This window comes from Nostoc sp. NOS(2021) (genome assembly GCF_017115025.1).
GTDB lineage: Bacteria > Cyanobacteriota > Cyanobacteriia > Cyanobacteriales > Nostocaceae > Nostoc.
On sequence record NZ_JABXKM010000096.1, the window covers coordinates 1 to 19668 of the forward strand.

At 42.1% G+C, this 19668-nt stretch carries 14 protein-coding genes; all 14 read left to right on the forward strand.

Annotated features, from left to right (window positions below):
- Positions 1-325 precede the first annotated feature (325 nt).
- The 14 genes from metH (at position 326) to HWQ41_RS11760 (ending at position 19548) form a co-directional block, all read left to right on the forward strand.
- Positions 326-3859, forward strand: coding sequence for a methionine synthase (metH, locus tag HWQ41_RS11695; RefSeq protein WP_292762793.1), 3534 nt, complete (start codon positions 326-328; stop codon positions 3857-3859).
- Positions 3860-3990: 131 nt separating this feature from the next.
- Positions 3991-4359, forward strand: coding sequence for an endonuclease domain-containing protein (locus tag HWQ41_RS11700; protein WP_292762795.1), 369 nt, complete (start codon positions 3991-3993; stop codon positions 4357-4359).
- Between the two features lie 607 nt (positions 4360-4966).
- Positions 4967-9547: a hormogonium polysaccharide biosynthesis protein HpsA gene (gene hpsA, locus HWQ41_RS11705; protein ID WP_292762797.1), complete on the forward strand. Its 4581-nt coding sequence runs from the start codon at positions 4967-4969 to the stop codon at positions 9545-9547.
- 24 nt (positions 9548-9571) lie between these two features.
- Entirely contained in the window at positions 9572-10303 is a 732-nt protein-coding gene (hpsB, locus tag HWQ41_RS11710; protein ID WP_292762799.1) for a hormogonium polysaccharide secretion pseudopilin HpsB, read from the forward strand.
- 533 nt (positions 10304-10836) lie between these two features.
- Positions 10837-11853 (forward strand): hormogonium polysaccharide secretion pseudopilin HpsC, encoded by a 1017-nt coding sequence (gene hpsC, locus HWQ41_RS11715; RefSeq protein ID WP_292762801.1) that lies wholly within the window; start codon positions 10837-10839, stop codon positions 11851-11853.
- 37 nt (positions 11854-11890) lie between these two features.
- On the forward strand, positions 11891-12577 hold the full coding sequence (locus tag HWQ41_RS11720) for a Tfp pilus assembly protein FimT/FimU (protein ID WP_292762804.1): 687 nt from the start codon (positions 11891-11893) through the stop codon (positions 12575-12577).
- A 182-nt stretch (positions 12578-12759) separates the two neighbouring features.
- Positions 12760-13719 (forward strand): hormogonium polysaccharide biosynthesis glycosyltransferase HpsE, encoded by a 960-nt coding sequence (hpsE, locus tag HWQ41_RS11725; RefSeq protein ID WP_292762807.1) that lies wholly within the window; start codon positions 12760-12762, stop codon positions 13717-13719.
- Positions 13720-13740: 21 nt separating this feature from the next.
- The gene (gene hpsE / locus HWQ41_RS11730) at positions 13741-14733 is read left to right on the forward strand and encodes a hormogonium polysaccharide biosynthesis glycosyltransferase HpsE (protein ID WP_292762810.1); all 993 of its coding nucleotides are present in this window, start codon (positions 13741-13743) and stop codon (positions 14731-14733) included.
- Positions 14734-14735: 2 nt separating this feature from the next.
- Positions 14736-15812, forward strand: a complete 1077-nt coding sequence (locus HWQ41_RS11735) for a glycosyltransferase (RefSeq protein WP_292762812.1) — start codon at positions 14736-14738, stop codon at positions 15810-15812.
- On the forward strand, positions 15778-16350 hold the full coding sequence (locus HWQ41_RS11740; RefSeq protein ID WP_292762814.1) for a type II secretion system protein: 573 nt from the start codon (positions 15778-15780) through the stop codon (positions 16348-16350). The genes HWQ41_RS11735 and HWQ41_RS11740 overlap by 35 nt, the downstream gene beginning before the upstream one ends.
- Positions 16351-16389: 39 nt before the next feature.
- Positions 16390-17046: a TIGR04282 family arsenosugar biosynthesis glycosyltransferase gene (locus tag HWQ41_RS11745; RefSeq protein ID WP_292762815.1), complete on the forward strand. Its 657-nt coding sequence runs from the start codon at positions 16390-16392 to the stop codon at positions 17044-17046.
- A 479-nt stretch (positions 17047-17525) separates the two neighbouring features.
- Positions 17526-18368: an HpsJ family protein gene (locus HWQ41_RS11750; protein WP_292762817.1), complete on the forward strand. Its 843-nt coding sequence runs from the start codon at positions 17526-17528 to the stop codon at positions 18366-18368.
- Between the two features lie 126 nt (positions 18369-18494).
- Positions 18495-19403 carry a glycosyltransferase family 2 protein gene (locus tag HWQ41_RS11755; protein WP_292762818.1) on the forward strand — a complete coding sequence of 303 codons (909 nt, stop codon included), beginning with the start codon at positions 18495-18497 and terminating at the stop codon, positions 19401-19403.
- On the forward strand, positions 19393-19548 hold the full coding sequence (locus HWQ41_RS11760; RefSeq protein WP_292762821.1) for a hypothetical protein: 156 nt from the start codon (positions 19393-19395) through the stop codon (positions 19546-19548). Before HWQ41_RS11755 ends, HWQ41_RS11760 begins: the two co-directional genes overlap by 11 nt.
- The last annotated feature ends 120 nt before the right edge of the window (positions 19549-19668 follow it).

The window sequence follows — 19668 nt, forward strand, 5'->3', positions numbered from 1 at the left end:
GGGGAGGGTTAGGGTGGGGTAAAACCTTGGTTAATCAGCTATTTCAGACTTGTGTTTACACCGTAGCTGCAAGCTCTTAGGGAAGACAAAGCGTAGCTTTGGCTCTTTGGGGTTCTTCGAGTTTAATAACCAATCAAGCGACACGACATGAGGGCGCTTTTGGATAATTTTGTCATCGCCAATCTTGAGAAATCAGGTCAAAACGAGCTAATGGTGAGTTTCAGTAAAACAGACTTTATTAAAAGGTGCCAAAAATATCACAATTTGGGAAAATAATAAAGTAAGTCGAATATTATACGGCTGACCCAAATTCCTCTCGGAAAATATGACTCATCCTTTCCTTGAACGCCTGCGTAGTCCAGATAGCCCAGTCCTCGTATTCGACGGGGCGATGGGAACCAACCTGCAAACCCAAAACCTGACTGCTGAAGACTTCGGCGGCCCACAGTATGAAGGTTGTAACGAATACTTAGTCCACACGAAACCCGAAGCTGTCGCTAAGGTTCACCGTGACTTTCTCGCGGCTGGTGCTGATGTCATTGAAACCGATACCTTTGGCAGTACCTCCCTGGTGCTGGCAGAATATGACTTAGCAGACCAAGCCTACTACCTCAGCAGGACAGCCGCAGAATTGGCCAAGCGTGTCGCGGCGGAATTTTCCACGCCAGAAAAACCCCGGTTTGTGGCAGGTTCCATCGGCCCCACAACGAAACTCCCTACCTTGGGACATATTGACTTTGACACCATGAAAGCTACTTTTGCCGAACAAGCAGAAGCGCTGTGGGATGGTGGTGTCGATTTATTCCTGGTGGAAACTTGCCAAGATGTGCTGCAAATTAAGGCGGCGCTGAATGGCATTGAAGAAGTGTTTGCCAAAAAAGGCGATCGCCGGCCGTTGATGGTGTCTGTGACAATGGAAAGCATGGGCACAATGTTGGTAGGTTCAGAAATCAGTGCTGTACTGACAATTTTGGCACCTTATCCAATTGACATTCTCGGTTTGAATTGCGCCACAGGCCCAGACTTGATGAAACCACATATCAAGTATCTGGCAGAACATTCACCTTTCATCGTTTCCTGTATTCCTAACGCGGGTTTACCTGAGAACGTCGGCGGTCAAGCGCACTACCGCCTGACACCGTTGGAATTACGGATGTCATTGATGCATTTTGTTGAAGATTTGGGTGTCCAAGTGATCGGGGGTTGCTGTGGGACACGTCCAGAACACATTCAACAATTGGCAGAACTTGCTAAAGACCTGAAACCAAAAGTTAGACACCCAAGTTTAGAACCCGCAGCCGCATCAATTTACACCACTCAGCCTTACGATCAAGATAATTCCTTCTTGATTGTCGGCGAACGTCTCAACGCCAGTGGTTCCAAGAAGTGCCGCGATTTGCTAAATGCGGAAGATTGGGATGGACTCGTTTCAATGGCGAGGGCGCAAGTAAAAGAAGGCGCACATATCCTCGATATCAACGTGGATTATGTAGGACGCGATGGTGTGCGGGATATGCACGAATTAGTTTCGCGCATTGTTAATAATGTGACATTGCCTTTAATGCTTGACTCCACCGAATGGGAAAAGATGGAGGCGGGTTTAAAAGTTGCCGGTGGTAAGTGCTTGCTGAACTCTACCAACTACGAAGATGGGGAACCGCGCTTTTTGAAAGTGCTGGAGTTAGCGAAGAAATACGGTGCTGGTGTAATCATTGGTACTATCGATGAAGATGGGATGGCGCGGACAGCAGACAAAAAGTTTGCGATCGCACAACGCGCATACCGTCAAGCTGTAGAATATGGCATACCACCCACAGAAATATTCTTTGATACCCTAGCGTTACCAATTTCCACCGGGATTGAAGAAGACCGAGAAAACGGCAAAGCCACAATTGAATCTATCCGCCGCATTCGTCAAGAATTGCCTGGAAGTCATGTAATTTTAGGTGTTTCCAATATTTCCTTTGGCTTGAATCCAGCGTCACGCATGGTGCTGAACTCGGTATTTTTGCACGAGGCGACGACAGCGGGAATGGATGCAGCCATTGTCAGCGCTAACAAGATTTTACCGCTCTCTAAGATTGAGGAACGCCATCAAGAAATCTGTCGCCAGTTGATTTATGACGAGCGGAAGTTTGAGGGTAACGTCTGCGTTTATGATCCCTTGGGTGAGCTTACCACAGTATTTGCCGGGGTAACAACAAAACGCGATCGCTCCTTAGATGAAAGTCTCCCCATCCCAGAACGTCTCAAACGCCATATCATCGACGGCGAACGCATTGGCTTAGAAGAACATCTCACAAAAGCCCTAGAAGAATATCCCCCCTTAGAAATTATCAACACCTTCTTGCTAGATGGCATGAAAGTTGTCGGGGAATTATTCGGTTCTGGACAAATGCAGTTACCCTTCGTCTTGCAATCTGCGGAAACCATGAAGGCGGCGGTTGCGTATTTAGAACCGTTCATGGAAAAGTCAGAATCAGGCAACAATGGCAAGGGAAGCTTTATTATTGCCACGGTGAAAGGTGATGTCCATGATATTGGTAAAAACTTAGTAGATATCATCTTGTCCAACAATGGCTACAAGGTAATTAACCTGGGAATTAAACAGCCGGTGGAAAACATCATCAAAGCTTACGAACAGCACAAAGCTGATTGTATTGCCATGAGTGGTTTGCTGGTAAAATCCACCGCCTTCATGAAAGAGAATTTGGAAATATTCAACGAAAAAGGAATTACCGTCCCCGTGATTTTAGGCGGTGCGGCGCTGACTCCCAAATTTGTGCATGAAGATTGCCAAAAAACCTACAAAGGTAAAGTTGTTTATGGCAAAGATGCCTTTTCTGACTTGCACTTCATGGATAAATTAATGCCAGCAAAGGCCGCTGGTAACTGGGAAGATTTGCAGGGATTTTTGGATGAATTTGCCGAAACTGCTGAAGTTTCGACGAATGGTCACAAAGAACCAAAAACTACAAGTGCTGAAGAAACAACATCTGCGGAACTAAAAGAAGTGGATACGAGGCGTTCTGATGTTGTAGCGATAGATATTGAACGCCCGACACCGCCTTTCTGGGGAACGCAGTTATTGCAGCCTAGTGATATTCCCATTGAGGAAATATTCTGGCATTTAGATTTACAAGCATTGATTGCTGGACAGTGGCAATTCCGCAAGCCAAAGGAACAATCTAAGGAAGAATACCAGGCTTTCTTAGCTGAGAAAGTGTACCCAGTTTTAGAAACTTGGAAACAGCGGATTATTGAGGAGAATTTGTTGCATCCCCAGGCGATTTATGGGTATTTCCCTTGTCAGTCTGAGGGAAATTCTCTACATATATATGACTCAGAGAACCAATCACAACAGGTTGCAACTTTCGAGTTTCCTAGACAGAAGTCCTTAAGGCGGCTGTGCATAGCAGATTTCTTTGCACCAAAGGAGTCGGGAATTATTGATGTCTTCCCGATGCAGGCGGTGACTGTAGGAGAGATTGCAACAGAGTTCGCTCAAAAGCTATTTGGCAATAACCAATACACAGATTATCTGTATTTCCACGGTATGGCGGTGCAGGTGGCGGAGGCGATTGCTGAGTGGACACACGCCAGAATTCGCCGAGAGTTAGGTTTTACTGCCCAAGAACCCGACAATATTCGGGATATATTGGCACAACGCTATCGTGGCTCACGGTATAGTTTTGGGTATCCCGCTTGCCCAAATATCCAAGACCAGTATAAGCAATTGGAGTTATTGCAGACTGACAGAATTAACTTGTATATGGATGAAAGTGAACAACTTTATCCAGAACAGTCTACCACTGCGATTGTTGCTTACCATCCACTAGCAAAATACTTCAGCGCCTAATCTTTCCCCTCTCCTTAATAAGGAGAGGGGTGCCCGAAGGGCGGGGTGAGGTTATTATCTTGTAGGCTAGACAATAACCTCACCCTAACCCTCTCCTTATTAAGGAGAGGGGACTGGAATCGGAAATAAAAATGACTAAACTTTATAACAAAAATAGTGAAACAGAAAAAAGGCGACTATTACGCCAAAATATCACAAAAGCCGAGAAACTTGTTTGGGATAAAATAAGAGATAGACAGCTAGAAAACTGCAAGTTTCGCAGACAATATAGTGTGGATAAGTTTGTTATGGATTTTTATAGTTCTGAATTTAAGTTAGCTATAGAAATTGATGGTGAAAGCCATTTTGAAGAAGGTGCTGCTGAATACGATAAGGCAAGACAAGAATTTATTGAATCAGCAGGAATTAAGTTTATTAGATTTAGGAATAATGATGTATATGCTAATTTGTCTGGGGTGCTGGAAAGTATTGCTGAGAATATACGAAATTTAAGGGGATAGTAGTTGAACCTCACCCCCAGCCCCTCTCCTTATTAAGGAGAGGGGAGCAGGATTAAACCTGAATGATAAAATTAATTAATCTTCCTCATCACCAAAATCAGGCTTGATACCAAGTGCGCGTAGCTGCTCTGCTAAACGTTCAGCCCGTCGCTTTTCTTGTGGGTTTTGTCTCGTGCAGCCGCGACTTCCAGACGCCCGGCGAATCTGAGCCGAACCTCTGATTATTTTGCACCCAACTGATATCTTTCCTATAACAGGTGGGTATTATAAGCTTGCTATGCTAACAACATCTTCATAAATTCGCCTTCAAATAAAATATATTTCCGCAAATTTACTGTGAAATCATGCTCTTATTGTTTCTGGAATTGGATTAAAGAATTCTCAAAAAATCAGTATTTACCGGATAAGATGAACAAGTCATAAATGATATAACTTTAATAAATTGTCTTTTGTTTTAGCTACTTGATCTGGAAGTTAGGAAAACCAGATGCAGTAGTTACATAAATATAGTTTCATCCTTTGCCTAAAAAGTTAATTTCTAGGCACAATTACCAAATTTGATAAAAAATCAAAAATCCGCTAAAAACCACTTGACAGGGAAGCAGCTATGTCTCGAAAACGTCAGCTATTCAAGGTAATTCAAAAAACCTTTAGACAAATTAGCAAGCAGTTTTTATCTGCAATTAACAAGCAAATCATTTGGCTACTGCGGACTATTTCTGGCACTCGAAGAAGACGCGGCTCGGAGAATGCTGGGTTTCTGTTGCCGACAGTATCAATGGTATTAATAGTAGTCGTCTTATTGACTACTGCGATTTTATTTCGGTCTTTTGAACGCTCCAAAAATGCCAGTAATGTCCGAGTGAATGAGGCTGTACTTAACGCCGCAGCACCAGCCCTTGACAGAGCTAGAGCAAAATTAAACAAGCTATTTACTGACAGCCAACTACCACGAGCCGTACCTTCAGATTCAGTTTTAGAGAGTACCTTAAGTAGTACTGTTAATTTGCCTCAATATACTTTTGGAGACGAAACTCCACTAAAAGTACATTATAACTATACAACTGTACCAACAGGAGAAAGTCAGCCATCAGATTTGGCAACTGCATGGATGTTCCCCATTGATACAAATAATAATGGTAAATTTGACTCCTATACTCTTTATGGAATTTACTTCCGAACTCCGCCTGTAACTAGTGGCACATACAGCCGCCCTAGAAATCCTCTAGAGGCAAGAACTCCGCCCATGACTTCTGGTAGTGTAAGCAGCGCTTGTCAAAATAGTGTGGCAACAAGTGCTACTTTGGTGGGGAGTTCGGGCTGGGTTAGTATTGCTAGTCAGCTCCAAAAAAGCTTTTTTGTCTACACTGCTAATGTTCCCATCACTAACACAGCAGTGACTGGTAATTACGAAACTTTTAAAGGGAATAAAGGTTTTTCAAGTTTAGAATATCAACAAGACCGTGTACAACTACCGCTAGTTAACAATGCGGTGGTTTATAACGATGATATAGAACTTACCCCTGGTACCACATTTAACCTAAATGGACGGATCTTGACTAATAGTAACTTCCTGACTGGTAGCAATAATGTGAGACTTTATCAGGTTAGTAGTCCATATTCCTGTTTCTACAGTGAGGACAATGCCAAAATTATTGTAGGTGGCAATTTAGCAGCTGGTGGTTTCACTGGTAATGCAAGTAACGGTACTGGAGTGGATTTATTCCAAGGACAAGGAGTTACTCCTATTCAAAATGGTGATACTAGCGCTAACACATCAGTCACTGAGGGATCGAATAATATTGCCTACAATAGCCTAGCTTATGTACAGCGCATCAATCTTTTGGTGCAAGCACAGGCGGCTAACGCTTCATCTACTGACCCACAGGAAGTCCAAGATGGCATTACACAGCAACTACTACTATTAAATCTAACCACATCTACTGCCAGTGCAGCGCAACTAGCTACTGTCCGTAATAACCAGTTAGTACTTTACTTTCAACAACGTACCCGCCGTGTACCCTATGGTGAAGTTGCTTTTGGTGGAAATGCAACAGGAACTTATGCTACGGATATTGCTCATACACCGCTACAAGGAAGTGGGGAGTCACTCCGTCCACCAGACACTTGGGTTTATCCCTTTCAAGCTAGTGATGGTAAAACTAGCGGTGGTTATTCCAATTTAACACTTAAGATTAGTGGTTCTAACCTGCTACCTAGTGCTACACAACCAACTACAGAACAACAACTAGGTAAAGAACAATACGTTGGCGATCGCATTTTGCTTGGCAATAACCTTCCTGAATTGTGGTGGAACGGAACGACATTTGTTGGTTCAGATACTACCACAGATACCCAAAATATTGCAGGTATTAACTGGGATTCCCCGTCAACGCCAACTCGCACTCGCAGCAGTCGTGTACAGCAACTAGCTGATTTAGGAACTGTTGTTCGAGATGGAGATTGGGAATCAGCAGCAGCTACAGTACCAACTACTGTCGGCGCTCCTGTGGGTGGCTTACGAGTAGTCACTGGTGCAGGGATTTATTTGCCTAGTAATTTATTTGTTAGTAGTCCAAGCTTCAGCACAGCTGGAACCCGAATCTGGTCAGATATGATGCCAGTTCCTTCGGAAACAGCTACCGTTGGAACAAGCGTTGATGCTAGAGATGTAACAGGCGGTTTTGACTATACAACAATCCAAGTATCAACTCAACCATATTTACGGATGCGGGCTACAGCAGTTTATCACTACCAAGCGACTGGCTACAGCTACACTGGTGCAACCCCTACACCCCCGACACCCATTGCTTGTATAAGTAGTTACTACGACCCCACTAATAGCACTACAGCTAAGAACCTTGCAACTCTTACATTTAATAACGCTACAGGTGGCAACTCCCATAATGGCATTGTCTACGCAGCTCCAACAAAAGCTGTTTCTGACTATTTAAATTTACTAAACTACCAAGCTAGTTTAATGTATCCCAATGGGCGGTTGGTAAATGAAATACTAAAAACTGCTCTGGGACTAAAAGCTGCCTCTCAGACTCTGACAATCTCACAGCAGTCTGCTATTGATGCTGCTATTTGTGCCATCCAAATATTAGATGGTACTATCGGCTCTCCAAGTAATAGCGTCATCCCTCACGGCGCAATTTACGAAACTGCTTTTTTAGATGCCAGACAGATTAAGGCAATTCATAAAGATGTATCAACAGCTGGTGTAGAAACTTTCACCAACGCTGATGGTGTAAATGGAAATGCAACTGGGACAGTCGCAATCGTACCACCTGCATCTGCTGGTTCCACGGCTCCAGACTATGAACTCGCCAAAGAAACCCGCCAACCTCTGGAAATTCGCGCCACTGTATTAGACATTAGTAAGTTGCGGGTACCAACTTATGGCACGGCAACACCACAAGAATACTTAATTCCCAATAGCGGTATTATTTACGCTACTCGTGATGATGCACTTTTGGATTTAAGTGCTGCTTCTGGCATTACAGCAACAGACACGGCTACACAAATACAGAACAAAAAAGATACACAAAAAACAAGTAGCCCTGTAGACTTCATACTTGACCCAACTCGCCGTCCCAACGCCATCATGTTAATCAATGGCAACCCAATCTGGCGTGTTCAGACTTACAGAGATGCAGAAAAAGGCTTGGTTCTAGCTTCTAACTTACCTGTATATATTCAAGGCGACTTTAATATACATACTGGACAAGAGTTCAATACAAATCTAGGTCCTAATTATTCGTCTAGTGACTTTTACTCTCGCACTGCATCAGACCTTAATCCAAACTTTGCTTGTCGTACTGGTGATCCTAGATTACCAAACTGTACCACTGGGGACGCATGGCGACCTGCCAGCGTGTTGTCAGATGCGATCACACTTCTTTCTAATAGCTATGTGACGGGTTTCCGCAGCGATGGAGACTATGACCTGAATAATAACTTGGGGGATAACACTTCTATTACTGCATTTCAGAAGAATGGGTTTGCTACCAATAACACTAATGTCGTCAATGCTGCTTGGTATGACACCCCTACTAATAATTACTATCCTCGTAGTGATAAAAACAGTTCTTACCTCAATAACTCGGTTACACCCATCCAGCGAAGGAGAAATGCCCCAGAGTATTTAATGGAAGTATGTCCGAAACTACCTGTTTCAGCTTGCGATTCTGGTACTGAGTGGCAGGTAGCAACAGGTCTAAAAGCCTCTGATGCTACTGGAATTTATGCTCTTGCTACCCATAAAGCGGGTACAACAGCAGAATTACCGAATGATCCTAATTATCTACGCTATCCTCGCCGTGTTGCCTTTCTCCGTACTGCATCTGGACAACTCGCGCTTGATGGTAGTAATAAACCAACCATTATAGGTATCAAGAGCAACGGCGTTATAACTCAATATCCACTGAGTAGTTTTGACGCTACCAATAGACCACGTTCCACAAATAACGCTCTATGGTTCCGAACAGCTACTCCCAATGACGATACTCAACCGCCAATGTTTACTCTAGGCTCAGGTACAAGCGATCAACCAGCTTTATCGCCAATGTTACAAATTCAAGTGCCTGTCGGACTTGATGAAAATGCATCATTTGACGGTCGCAAAATAGGTCCTGGCGGTACACAGGATACTTTCTGGATGCAAAAAGCAACAGCTACCACCTTTAACTTAGTCGCAGCAGGGGGAGACACCCCAGCTCGTCCTACAGAAGATAATGGTGGCTTACACAACTTTGTGCGCCTCTTAGAAAATTGGAACCCAACTGGCGGCACAGGCAATGCTGTTGCAGCTATAATTAACGGCTCTTTTATCCAAAGAACTCGTAGTGCCTATGCTACTGCACCACTTTTTGCATACTTAATTGGCTCATCTCTTACAGCATATCCGGTTAGTAATAGCAGTGGTCAAGTACCTTTTTACATAGCTCCCATCCGGCAGTGGGGTTATGATGTCGCCTTGCTGTCACAATCACCAGATGCATTTTCGCAAAAGTTAGCGATAACGCCAAATAACAAACCCAATGAGTATTTCCGGGAAGTTGGTCGAGATGATACATGGGTGCAAACGTTGTTATGTGCGAGAAAATCCCCATACGACGCCACTACCGCTAGTTATGCCATTGATGCCGATCAGCGTCCTAGTACTGCTATTTGCGGATCATAAAATTTCAGAAGCTGGTGATTAGCAATGATTAAGCACAAACAACAACAACAAATCCACCCATCTGGTGAGTCTGGTTTCACGATCATTGAGTCACTGGTAGCAATAATCGTGGTTGCTATTTTACTGGCAGCGATCGCGCCTACAATCGTGATTGCAACAGCAACTCGCCTCCAATCAAAACGGGTAGAACTAGCCACACAAGCTGCCAGAACTTTCATTGATGGTGTGAAAACCGGAGCAGTGACAATTCCTGCTACCACTATTACATTGCTTCAATCAACCGATGCAACCAGGAGTTTAGCTGACAATTTACTTACCACCACAAATATGCCAGTTCCTACAGCATCTACAGCATTAACATCGTTATATTGTGTGACAAAAGACCCAAACAACAACCTAACTATTAGTAGTCCCCCAAACTGTACAAGCAACCTATTTTACATTCAGGCTGTAAAAATTATAGGAACAGGAAGTACCCCAATTGATACCACAACAAATCTGCCAATCGATGGTTACGGTTTGGGAATTCGAGTTTATGGGTCAAATATTGACTTTACTAAAGCTGTCAATGCTAGCGACAGTAGTAACAATAAAAGACAAAACAGTTTCACTGGGACTTTGGGCAATAGCCAATCCCCACTAGTGGAAATGACCACTGTAATTGGTTCTAAAAACACTTCCTTCAATGCTCTGTGTCAGCGTCTTGCTGTTTATAGCAGCACCACTCCTGCTCCTACTAACAACACTTGTAATTAATCCTGTGCAGTCAGGTTGAAAGCTGACTTTTCAGGTTATGTGGAAAAACCAACGCGAAACCTAACCCCCTAGCCACCTTCCCTACAAGGGAAGGGGGAAAATTCAAAGCCTCTTTACTTTTAGGAGCTACGGTGTACACACAAGTCATCGAATTACCCAAAAATCTTGAAAAACCTCACCCTGGTTATGCTACGCAAAACCTGTCCCTCTCCTTACTAAGGAGAGGGAAAGATTTACCCTTGGGTAAAGCGAGGGTGAGGTTTTAATCTGTGGGTTATAGAGTCAATTTGGATAAGGTTTTCTGACTTGTGTGTACACGGTAGCCTCTTAGGAGAGAGGTTTTCCAGATATGTAGTAGTGAATATAATTCGCCTGGGCGACTAGAAGTCGCGGCTACACAGACAAAACCTGCCTCCGCAGGTTAACAAACCCTTGAATTTGTATTAGTCCACGGAGGTGGACTTTGGTTGTGTAGTAGCGACTTCTAGTCGCTCAATACTTTTAAAACATCTTCTAAGGGGCAGACCGTAGTTATGAAGAATGTACTCAAATTTCTTCTCAGCATTCAGCTGAAACGCTCTAAGTTTGTTCAGCAAGTTAATGGTTTTACCCTGATAGAACTTTTGATAGGCTTATTGCTGGCATTCCTCGTGCTTACACCACTGCTAGCATTCATGGTTAATATTCTCAGTACAGATCAGAAAGAGCAAGCAAAGGCAAATTCTGAACAAGAAATCCAGACAGCAGTTGATTACATCGCCAATGATTTACAACAAGCTGTCTACATATATGATACGAATGCACTGACTAAGACTTCAAACACTGTCCCAGCAAGCTCAGGAATTAAAGACCAAATACCGCCTTCTAACATCGCTACTGGATGTAATTCTTCTACTTGTCAACCAATTCTGGTGTTTTGGAAACGCAAGTTTCTCACAGGTGCGATTACACTTTCCATCAGCACTACAACAAACAAAAAAGATGACACTTTTGTTTACTCACTAGTTGCCTACTATTTAATCAAAGATAGTAGTACTACTTGGTCAAAAGCGGCTCGTATTGCCAGATTTGAAATTAGCGATGGAGTTCTGGCTGCTAGTGGTACTGATAGTACTGTTACGACTGGGAATTGTACTGGCTATCCCAATGACAAATATATTGACAACACCAGCCACTGCCCCGATGCAGGTTTTCAGCGTTTTAACCTGAATCTAGCAAGTGCCGCAGGTCTAACTCAGAAAATGAATTCATGGACAGCTACAGCCTCAACACCTTACACTCAACAAGCTTCTGTACTAATTGATTATGTCGATCAAACCTCTATTGGTTCAACACCTCCTACTTGCCCCACTGGAACACTTAGTTCAGGTAGTTATATGGGCTTCTATACTTGCGTTGATGTTGCCAACACGACAGCACAGGTGTTTTTACGAGGTAATGCACTAGCACGGTTACAAACTAGCAATTTCGATTACTCTTCAACTAACCAAACTTACTTTCCAACAGCAAATGTCCGCGTGCAGGGACATGGATATTTATTTAGTAAATAAACTTGATAATACACAGCACAACTAATGATGGGGCATTATGAGCAACCTAATTTTAAAGTTATTCCACACTAAGATGTGTAATAAAGACACCAAGGAGCGATTTCATCCTCAACAGGATGCTGGCTTTACTTTAATAGAATTAGTAGTAGTAATCTTGATGATCGGAATTTTATCAGCGATCGCAGCTCCTAGTTGGCTTGCCTTTGTAAATCGACAGCAGGTAAATAAGGCTAACGACGCTGTTTTCGCCGCACTGCAAGAAGCACAGAGTCAAGCTAAAAAAACTAAACTTAGCTACAGTGTCAGTTTTCAGAAAAATAGCACAACCAAAAATGTAGAGGTTGCTATTTATAGTACTAATGCTGGAATCAGCACATGGAAAACATTAGGGTCGGATGTGGGAGCCAATTCTAATCAATTACTGCTAGGTGCAAATCTCAATGGCGAAAACGCTGTTAACACTGCCAGTATTACTGATTCTACTGTACACTATCCTCTCTCAATTACGCCCACAAAAATTACCTTTGACTATATGGGAGCTCTGACTTTGCCAAATAACTTGGGAACACCTGTATCCCCTTCGACAGATCCACCTGGGTTAAAAATAGTGGTAGCTGTACCAAGCTCTGCAAATTCTACATCGGCTAGTAGCGTAAAGCGATGCGTCATTGTGAAAACTCTCTTGGGAGCAATGGTAACAGCAAAAGACGCTCAATGCAATTAAGTAGTTTTCATAGAATAAATTTATAAAAATACGAAATAATACTGAACATAAAACGGCACTTTGAGAGCAAAATTGAAGTATCAGGTGCAGTTTGATTATTTTATAGATTTCTTTGATAGCTAAGTAACCAATTAGCTATTGACTGAGTAAATATCAAAATCTTAAAATATAACTTTTGCCAAATGACTGAAAACCTTGACTTTACTGTAGCTATCCCAACTTATAACGGTGAAAGTCGTTTGCCTGAACTACTAGAACGACTACAAAACCAACTTCACACCGAAAATTTATCTTGGGAAATTATAGTTGTAGACAACAACAGCACTGATAACACAGCTAAAGTTGTCCAAAGCTATCAACAAAATTGGCAGTGTCCTTACCCTTTAAAGTATTGCTTTGAAGGGCGACAGGGAGCAGCTTATGCCCGAAAAATGGCAGTGCAACAAGCTAAAGGTAGATTCATCGGTTTTCTAGATGATGACAACTACCCAGTATCAAATTGGGTATCCGCAGCTTATGCTTTTGGTGAAAAATATCCGAAAGCGGGAGCTTATGGCAGCCAAATTCACCCTGACTGGGAAGTAGAACCACCAGAAAACTTTCAGCGAATCGCTCCATTCTTGGCAATTACAGAGCGAGGTAATTTACCGCTATTATATGAACCAGCCAAAAAATTACTACCTCCCTCTGCCGGACTTGTTGTTCGTAAACAAGCATGGTTAGAAAGTGTACCAGATAAGTCTATTTTTAATGGGAGACTTAAAGGCAATATGATTGGCAGTGAAGACTTAGAACTGTTGTCTCATATTCAAAAATCAGGATGGCAAGTTTGGTATAACCCAGAAATGGAAGTTTATCACAAAATACCAGAGTTTCGTTTACAAAAAGATTATTTAATTCCCTTTATTAGAGGTATTGGACTTAGCCGTTATGGAACTAGAATGATCAACATAAAGCAGGTATATAGACCAATTGCTCTTTTATCTTATATGATAAATGATCTGCGTAAAATCGCTTTCCATTTCCTCAAGTATCGAACTAAGATAAAACAAGATTTGGTGGTTGCTTGCGAAATGGAACTTTATCTAAGTAGTTTCATTAGCCCTTTCTATCTTTGGAAAAATGGATATTTAAAAAAATAAGTTATCAAAATATTAGCTATTATGACTGAATTAGCAATTGAAAATTTAGATATTAGCGTAGCCATTCCTACATATAATGGAGCAATCCGTTTACCTAAAATTTTGGATAAGTTATTAACCCAGACAGGAGTAGAAAAACTTAACAGGGAAATTATTATTGTGGATAATAATAGCTCTGATAATACATCTGAAATAATCAAAAATTACCAAAAAATATATGATGGAAACTGTCATTTAAGATATTTTTTAGAAACCGAACAGGGAGCCGCTTTTGCACGATTGCGGGCAGTGCGTGAAGCCAGAGGGCAGCTAATCGCATTTTTAGATGATGATAACTTACCTGCTCCTGATTGGTTAGCAGAAGCATATAACTTTGGATTGGAGCATCCTCAAGCAGGTGCTTGGAGTGGACAGATTCATGGTGATTTTGAAGTAAAACCGCCAGAAAATTTTGAAAGAATTCAAGCTTTTTTAGCTATTAGAGAAGATGGGCCAAATCCACATTTGTTTGATGCTGATAATTTAAGACTTCCTCCTGGTGCAGCGCTTGTTGTTAGGAAACAAGTATGGCGTGAAAATGTACCACAACGGCCTACTTTAAGTGGAAAATTGCCTGGTATTTTGGTGCAGGGTGATGACTATGAACCATTGCTTTACATACACTATGCAGGTTGGCAAATTTGGTATAACCCTACTATGCATACTTATCATCAAATACCACATTGGCGACTTGAGAGAGATTACCTCCTAACTTTGGCACGCGGCTGTGGCTTGTGTATTTTCCAGTTACGTTTGATAAATACTAAAAATTGGCAAAAACCAATAGTGTTTGTAAAAACTATTTTAGGGAATTTACGCCGAGTATTACAGCACCTGATTAAGTATAGAGGGCAATTGAAAAGTAATCTAATTGCACTTTTTGAGATGGAGTTTTACTTGGCTAGTATGATGAGTCCTTTTTACTACTTAAAATGTAATTTAGGTAGAGGATTAAAAAATAAAGCAGCCCTATAATAATGATTAAAAATAGCGAAAATTTACCCATAATTTCTGTAATTATACCTGCTTATAATAGCGAAAAAACTATTAAAGAAACAATTCAATCTGTTTTGAACCAAAATTTTACTGACTTTGAATTAATTGTAATTAATGATGGTTCACAAGACTCGACTTTAGAAGTTGTTACACAAATCCAAGACCCAAGAATAAAAGTATTTTCCTATTCAAATGCTGGTGGAAACGTCAGCCGTAACCGTGGCCTAGACCGTGCAGGTGGAGAATTTGTTAGTTTTTTAGATGCAGATGATCTTTGGACACCTGATAAACTTCAGTCTCAGTTAAAAGCTCTACAAGAAAACGTTACTGCAAAAGTTGCTTACAGTTGGACTGATTATATTGATGAAAATAGTGAAATTGTACTTTCAGGTAAGCGAATTAATGTAAATGAAAATGTTTATGAAAAATTATTATTAAATAACTTTCTAGAGAATGGTTCCAATCCCTTAATTTGTAGAAAAGCTTTAATTACATTAGGTGGCTTTGACGAATCTCTAAGTGCGGCTCAAGATTGGGATATGTGGCTGCGATTAGCCTCGAAGTTTGATTTTATATGTGTACCATCTGTACAAATCTTATATCGCATAAGTGCTAATTCAATTTCTTCCAATCTTGTCAGGCAGGAAAAATATTGCTTGCAAGTGCTTGAGAAAGCCCACAAGGAAAGACCTTCTCTACGAGACGCTACGCGAACGACACTTAAAAATAGTTGGAATATAAGCCTAGCAAATTTATATAAATACCTGACCTGCAAAGCTCTACAAAAGCCGTTTAATCGACAAAAAGGTTTAGTAGCTGCTAGATTTATGTGGAAGTATTTTCTTAACGACCCTTCAAGACTTCAAAATATAAATTTAACCTTGAAATTGTTATTGAAAATTGTCATAATTATTATCCTGCCCACCTTGCTCTACAGTATTACTAATCGGCGCAAAGTAAGAAGCCAAGAAACTGAAACATTGCTCAACATCTGGGTAGCTAAAAAACGACCAGAAAACAAAAATGGATATCCAGGTGTATTTACCGTCTCTAGTTAATCCAAAAAATCTTTTGAATAAGCACTCTAACAGTGGATTTACCTTACCAGAGATGTTAGTAGTTGTTGTATTAATTGGTATATTAGCTACGCTGGGAATACCCAACTGGCTAGCTTTTGTGGAGACTCAATGCCTCAACACTGCCCGAAGCGAAGTTCACCTTGCTATGCGCCAAGCTAAAAGCCAAGCTACTAAGGAAAAATTGACTTGGCAAGCTAGTTTTCGTGAACAAAACGGTATTGTTCAATGGGCGGTTCATCCTGCTACAGTAAACCCATCTGCTGCTAACTGGAATAATCTACATTCTAATGTGCGCCTTGATTCTGAGACAAACTTTAACCCGTCACTCAGTACTGTACAAGAAGTTAGATTTGACTACAAAGGTAACACTAAAAGCCTTAGTGATCTAGGAAGGATCACGCTATCCAGTAAGTCTGGTGGTAAAGCTAAACGTTGTGTTATTGTTTCAACGATTTTAGGGGAAATGCGAACGGCAAAGGAGCATAATACAGCTAAAGATAACAAGTATTGCTATTAGCTATTAATATATTTATTGTTGATTCAAACAAGGTATTGCGTGCTGAACTTACCAGCAAACCCAAAACAGCACCTGATTATTTTCACTCGCTATCCAGAACCAGGGAAGACAAAAACTCGATTGATACCTGTTTTGGGAAGCGTTGGTGCTGCCAATCTTCAACGCCAGATGACTGAACACACAATATTTCAGGTTCAAGAATTGCAAAAAGCCATTGCCATATCTGTAGAAGTGTGCTTTGCAGGTGGCGATTCGCAACTCATGCAAGACTGGCTGGGGTTGGATTTGGTTTACCAGTCTCAAGGTGAAGGGGATCTAGGTTTGCGGATGGCGCGATCGCTTAGAAATGCTTTTCAATCTGGAGCAGAACAAGTAATTATCATCGGTACAGATTGTCCTGGAGTGAATGCCCAGATTCTAGCAACAGCCTTTCAAAAGTTACACGCCTTTGACCTCGTACTTGGCCCTGCGATCGATGGTGGATATTACTTAATTGGTTTGCGCCAACCCATCCCGGAGTTATTCGTTAACATCGAGTGGGGAACTGCTCAAGTATTCCAGAAAACTGTGGACATTGCCCAGAAACTTAATTTATCACATGTGAACTTGTCGCCTTTAGCTGATGTTGACCGACCGGAGGATCTGCCGATTTGGGAACAAGCCTTTGCAGGGGAGATGGAAAAATCAGGGAGATAAGAGAGATATAGTTAAAAGGGCGGTTAGAAACCGCGTCTACACGAGGCTTTACCCACCTTTCCTTGCGGAATGCTACGCGAACGTGGATTTCAAACACTCAATTTTTCCTTAGTCCGCGCAGGCGGACTTCGCTTGTATAGCCGCGAATTCTATTCGCTAGGGCTGAAGTTGACATCTGTGCGCCCCTACAAAAGGACTGTATTACGACCGATTGAGAACCGCTATAAGGGAGATCGGGTAATTAATGAGTCTTTTCCTCCAGCCCCGCATGAGCTTCGTATCTTCAAATACTAGGAATTTCCTGAAGACACTGCACATAACAAATGTTACTGTGGCCTAGTTGAAAACCAAGAGGCAGATAGCCTTTACCAGTATTGAATCTGCTTTGTGTTTCTACACAACAGTTACGGTCATGGGCACAATATTCAAGTAGCTTGAAATATGAACATCACTCGTATTCACCGCCAGTTTGAAAAACTATGGTTAACCGTTTTGCTTCCGTGAGTACTACCCTCACACTTAAGGTAGTTGGAATAATCTGCATTTTGTCCTTTTTCGTAGACTTTTTGATTCTATTGTTACCCTTTCAACCTACTGATCGGGTATGGCAAATCAACTTAGCAACAGCGCTAGTTGATCGGGGAATTGTTCCTTTAGTAGGTTTGGGGCTTCTGTTTGCTGCCTATTCGATTGATAGTGCTGATGCCGGAAGCGATCGCCCCCAAGGTATCGATTTAAGATTTCCCGCCCTGATCCTCTCAAGTCTTTTAGGGTTGATGTTCTTGCTGATTTTTCCCCTGCACCTCAATAACGTCAATCAAGCTAAGACTCAAACACTCAACCGCATCACCCAAGAAGCAGATCAGGCAGAAAATCAACTGAACACTCGGTTATCGCAATTGCAAGCACAACTGACTACTGACCAAGGAAAAGCTCAACTAGAGCAGCTGCGAAACCAAACCAAAGCTCAGTTTAGTGAAATCCTCAAAGATGACCAAAAATATAAGCAAGCACTTGAAAGCTCTCAAATTCCCCCAAATATCAAAGAGTTACTGAAGAAGGCTAAAACAGATCCCCAAGCACTTGACAAAGCTATCGAACAACAAACAGATGTTCAGACGCTGAAAAATCAACAACTGAGCCAACTTCGCCAGCGCAGAGACGAAGCAGAGCAACAAGCTAAAGATACTGCTTGGAAGTCTGGACTGCGGATTGGGATTAGTAGTTTGCTGTTGTCTATTGGTTACATTATCATTGGCTGGACAGGCCTAAGAGGTAGGGGTGCTGTACAAGGTGGTAAACCTAGAGCTACCGCACGCTAATCCACTGTTGGCATGGCAGCAGGACGTATCCAAAAATTGTTGACGGCTCATACTGCCATGCGCCTAATAGCTAATAACAATAAAAAGGCAATTATCACTGAGTAAAATCACTATAAAACTTGGCTAATGTTCTCAATTTACATACTGACATATAACGAAGAACTAGATATTGCTGCTTGTATCGAATCGGCGATCCTATCGGATGACATCATTGTTGTGGATTCATGTAGTAGTGATCGCACTGTGGAAATCGCCAGTCGCTATCCCATCCGCGTTGTCCAACACCCTTTTGAAAGCCACGGACGCCAACGCACCTGGATGTTAGAGTCTATCCCCCCGCAGCACGAATGGGTTTATATTCTCGAAGCTGACGAGCGCATGACACCAGAACTGTTTGCGGAATGCGAAAAGGTAAGTCAGAATCCAGACTACATCGGTTACTACGTGGCTGAACGTGTCATGTTTATGAATCGTTGGATTCGCTACAGCACACAGTATCCCCGTTACCAAATGCGCCTCTTCCGCCACGGTAAAGTGTGGTTTACAGACTATGGTCATACTGAACGGGAAGTTTGTGAGGGTGCAACTAGCTTTTTAAAAGAAACATACCCACACTACACTTGTAGCAAGGGCTTGAGCCGCTGGATTGAAAAGCACAACCGTTATTCTACAGATGAAGCTCAAGAAACATTGTATCAATTAGAAGAGGGAAAGGTTAACTGGCGAGATTTATTCTTTGGCAAATCGGAAATCGAAAGACGCCGCGCCCTGAAAGATTTGTCTTTGCGTTTACCCGCCAGACCGTTGCTACGGTTTGTATATATGTATTTTATCTTAGGCGGCTGTTTAGATGGACGTGCCGGGGTTGCTTGGTGTACATTGCAGGCATTCTACGAATACCTGATTTTGCTCAAAGTCTGGGAAATGAAGTATCTACCAAAACCTAATTTAGACGCAACAGCTATTCTGGCACAAGAGAGTATACAACAGGTGCAGGGCGCGGATTCAGAAACTACACAGGCTGATGCAGTGTGAAGAAGTTCTGATTCTAAAGCAGCGATCGCCTCCGGTGGGCGGGTACGCGATCGCAAAATCAGTAAGGGCGCATAGATGTGCTACACAGCAAGCTCCCCGACTTCTCAAAGAAGTCGGGGAGCTTGGCTCAAATGTGAGTAAGTGACTGACCAGATAAAATAATTCCTCAGTTTACCCGGTGGTACTTTCACAATAGACCTCTTGCAAAAATAAATTATGGTATAGCAACGGACAAGAAGGTTAGGACATTAACTGATGATAAAAC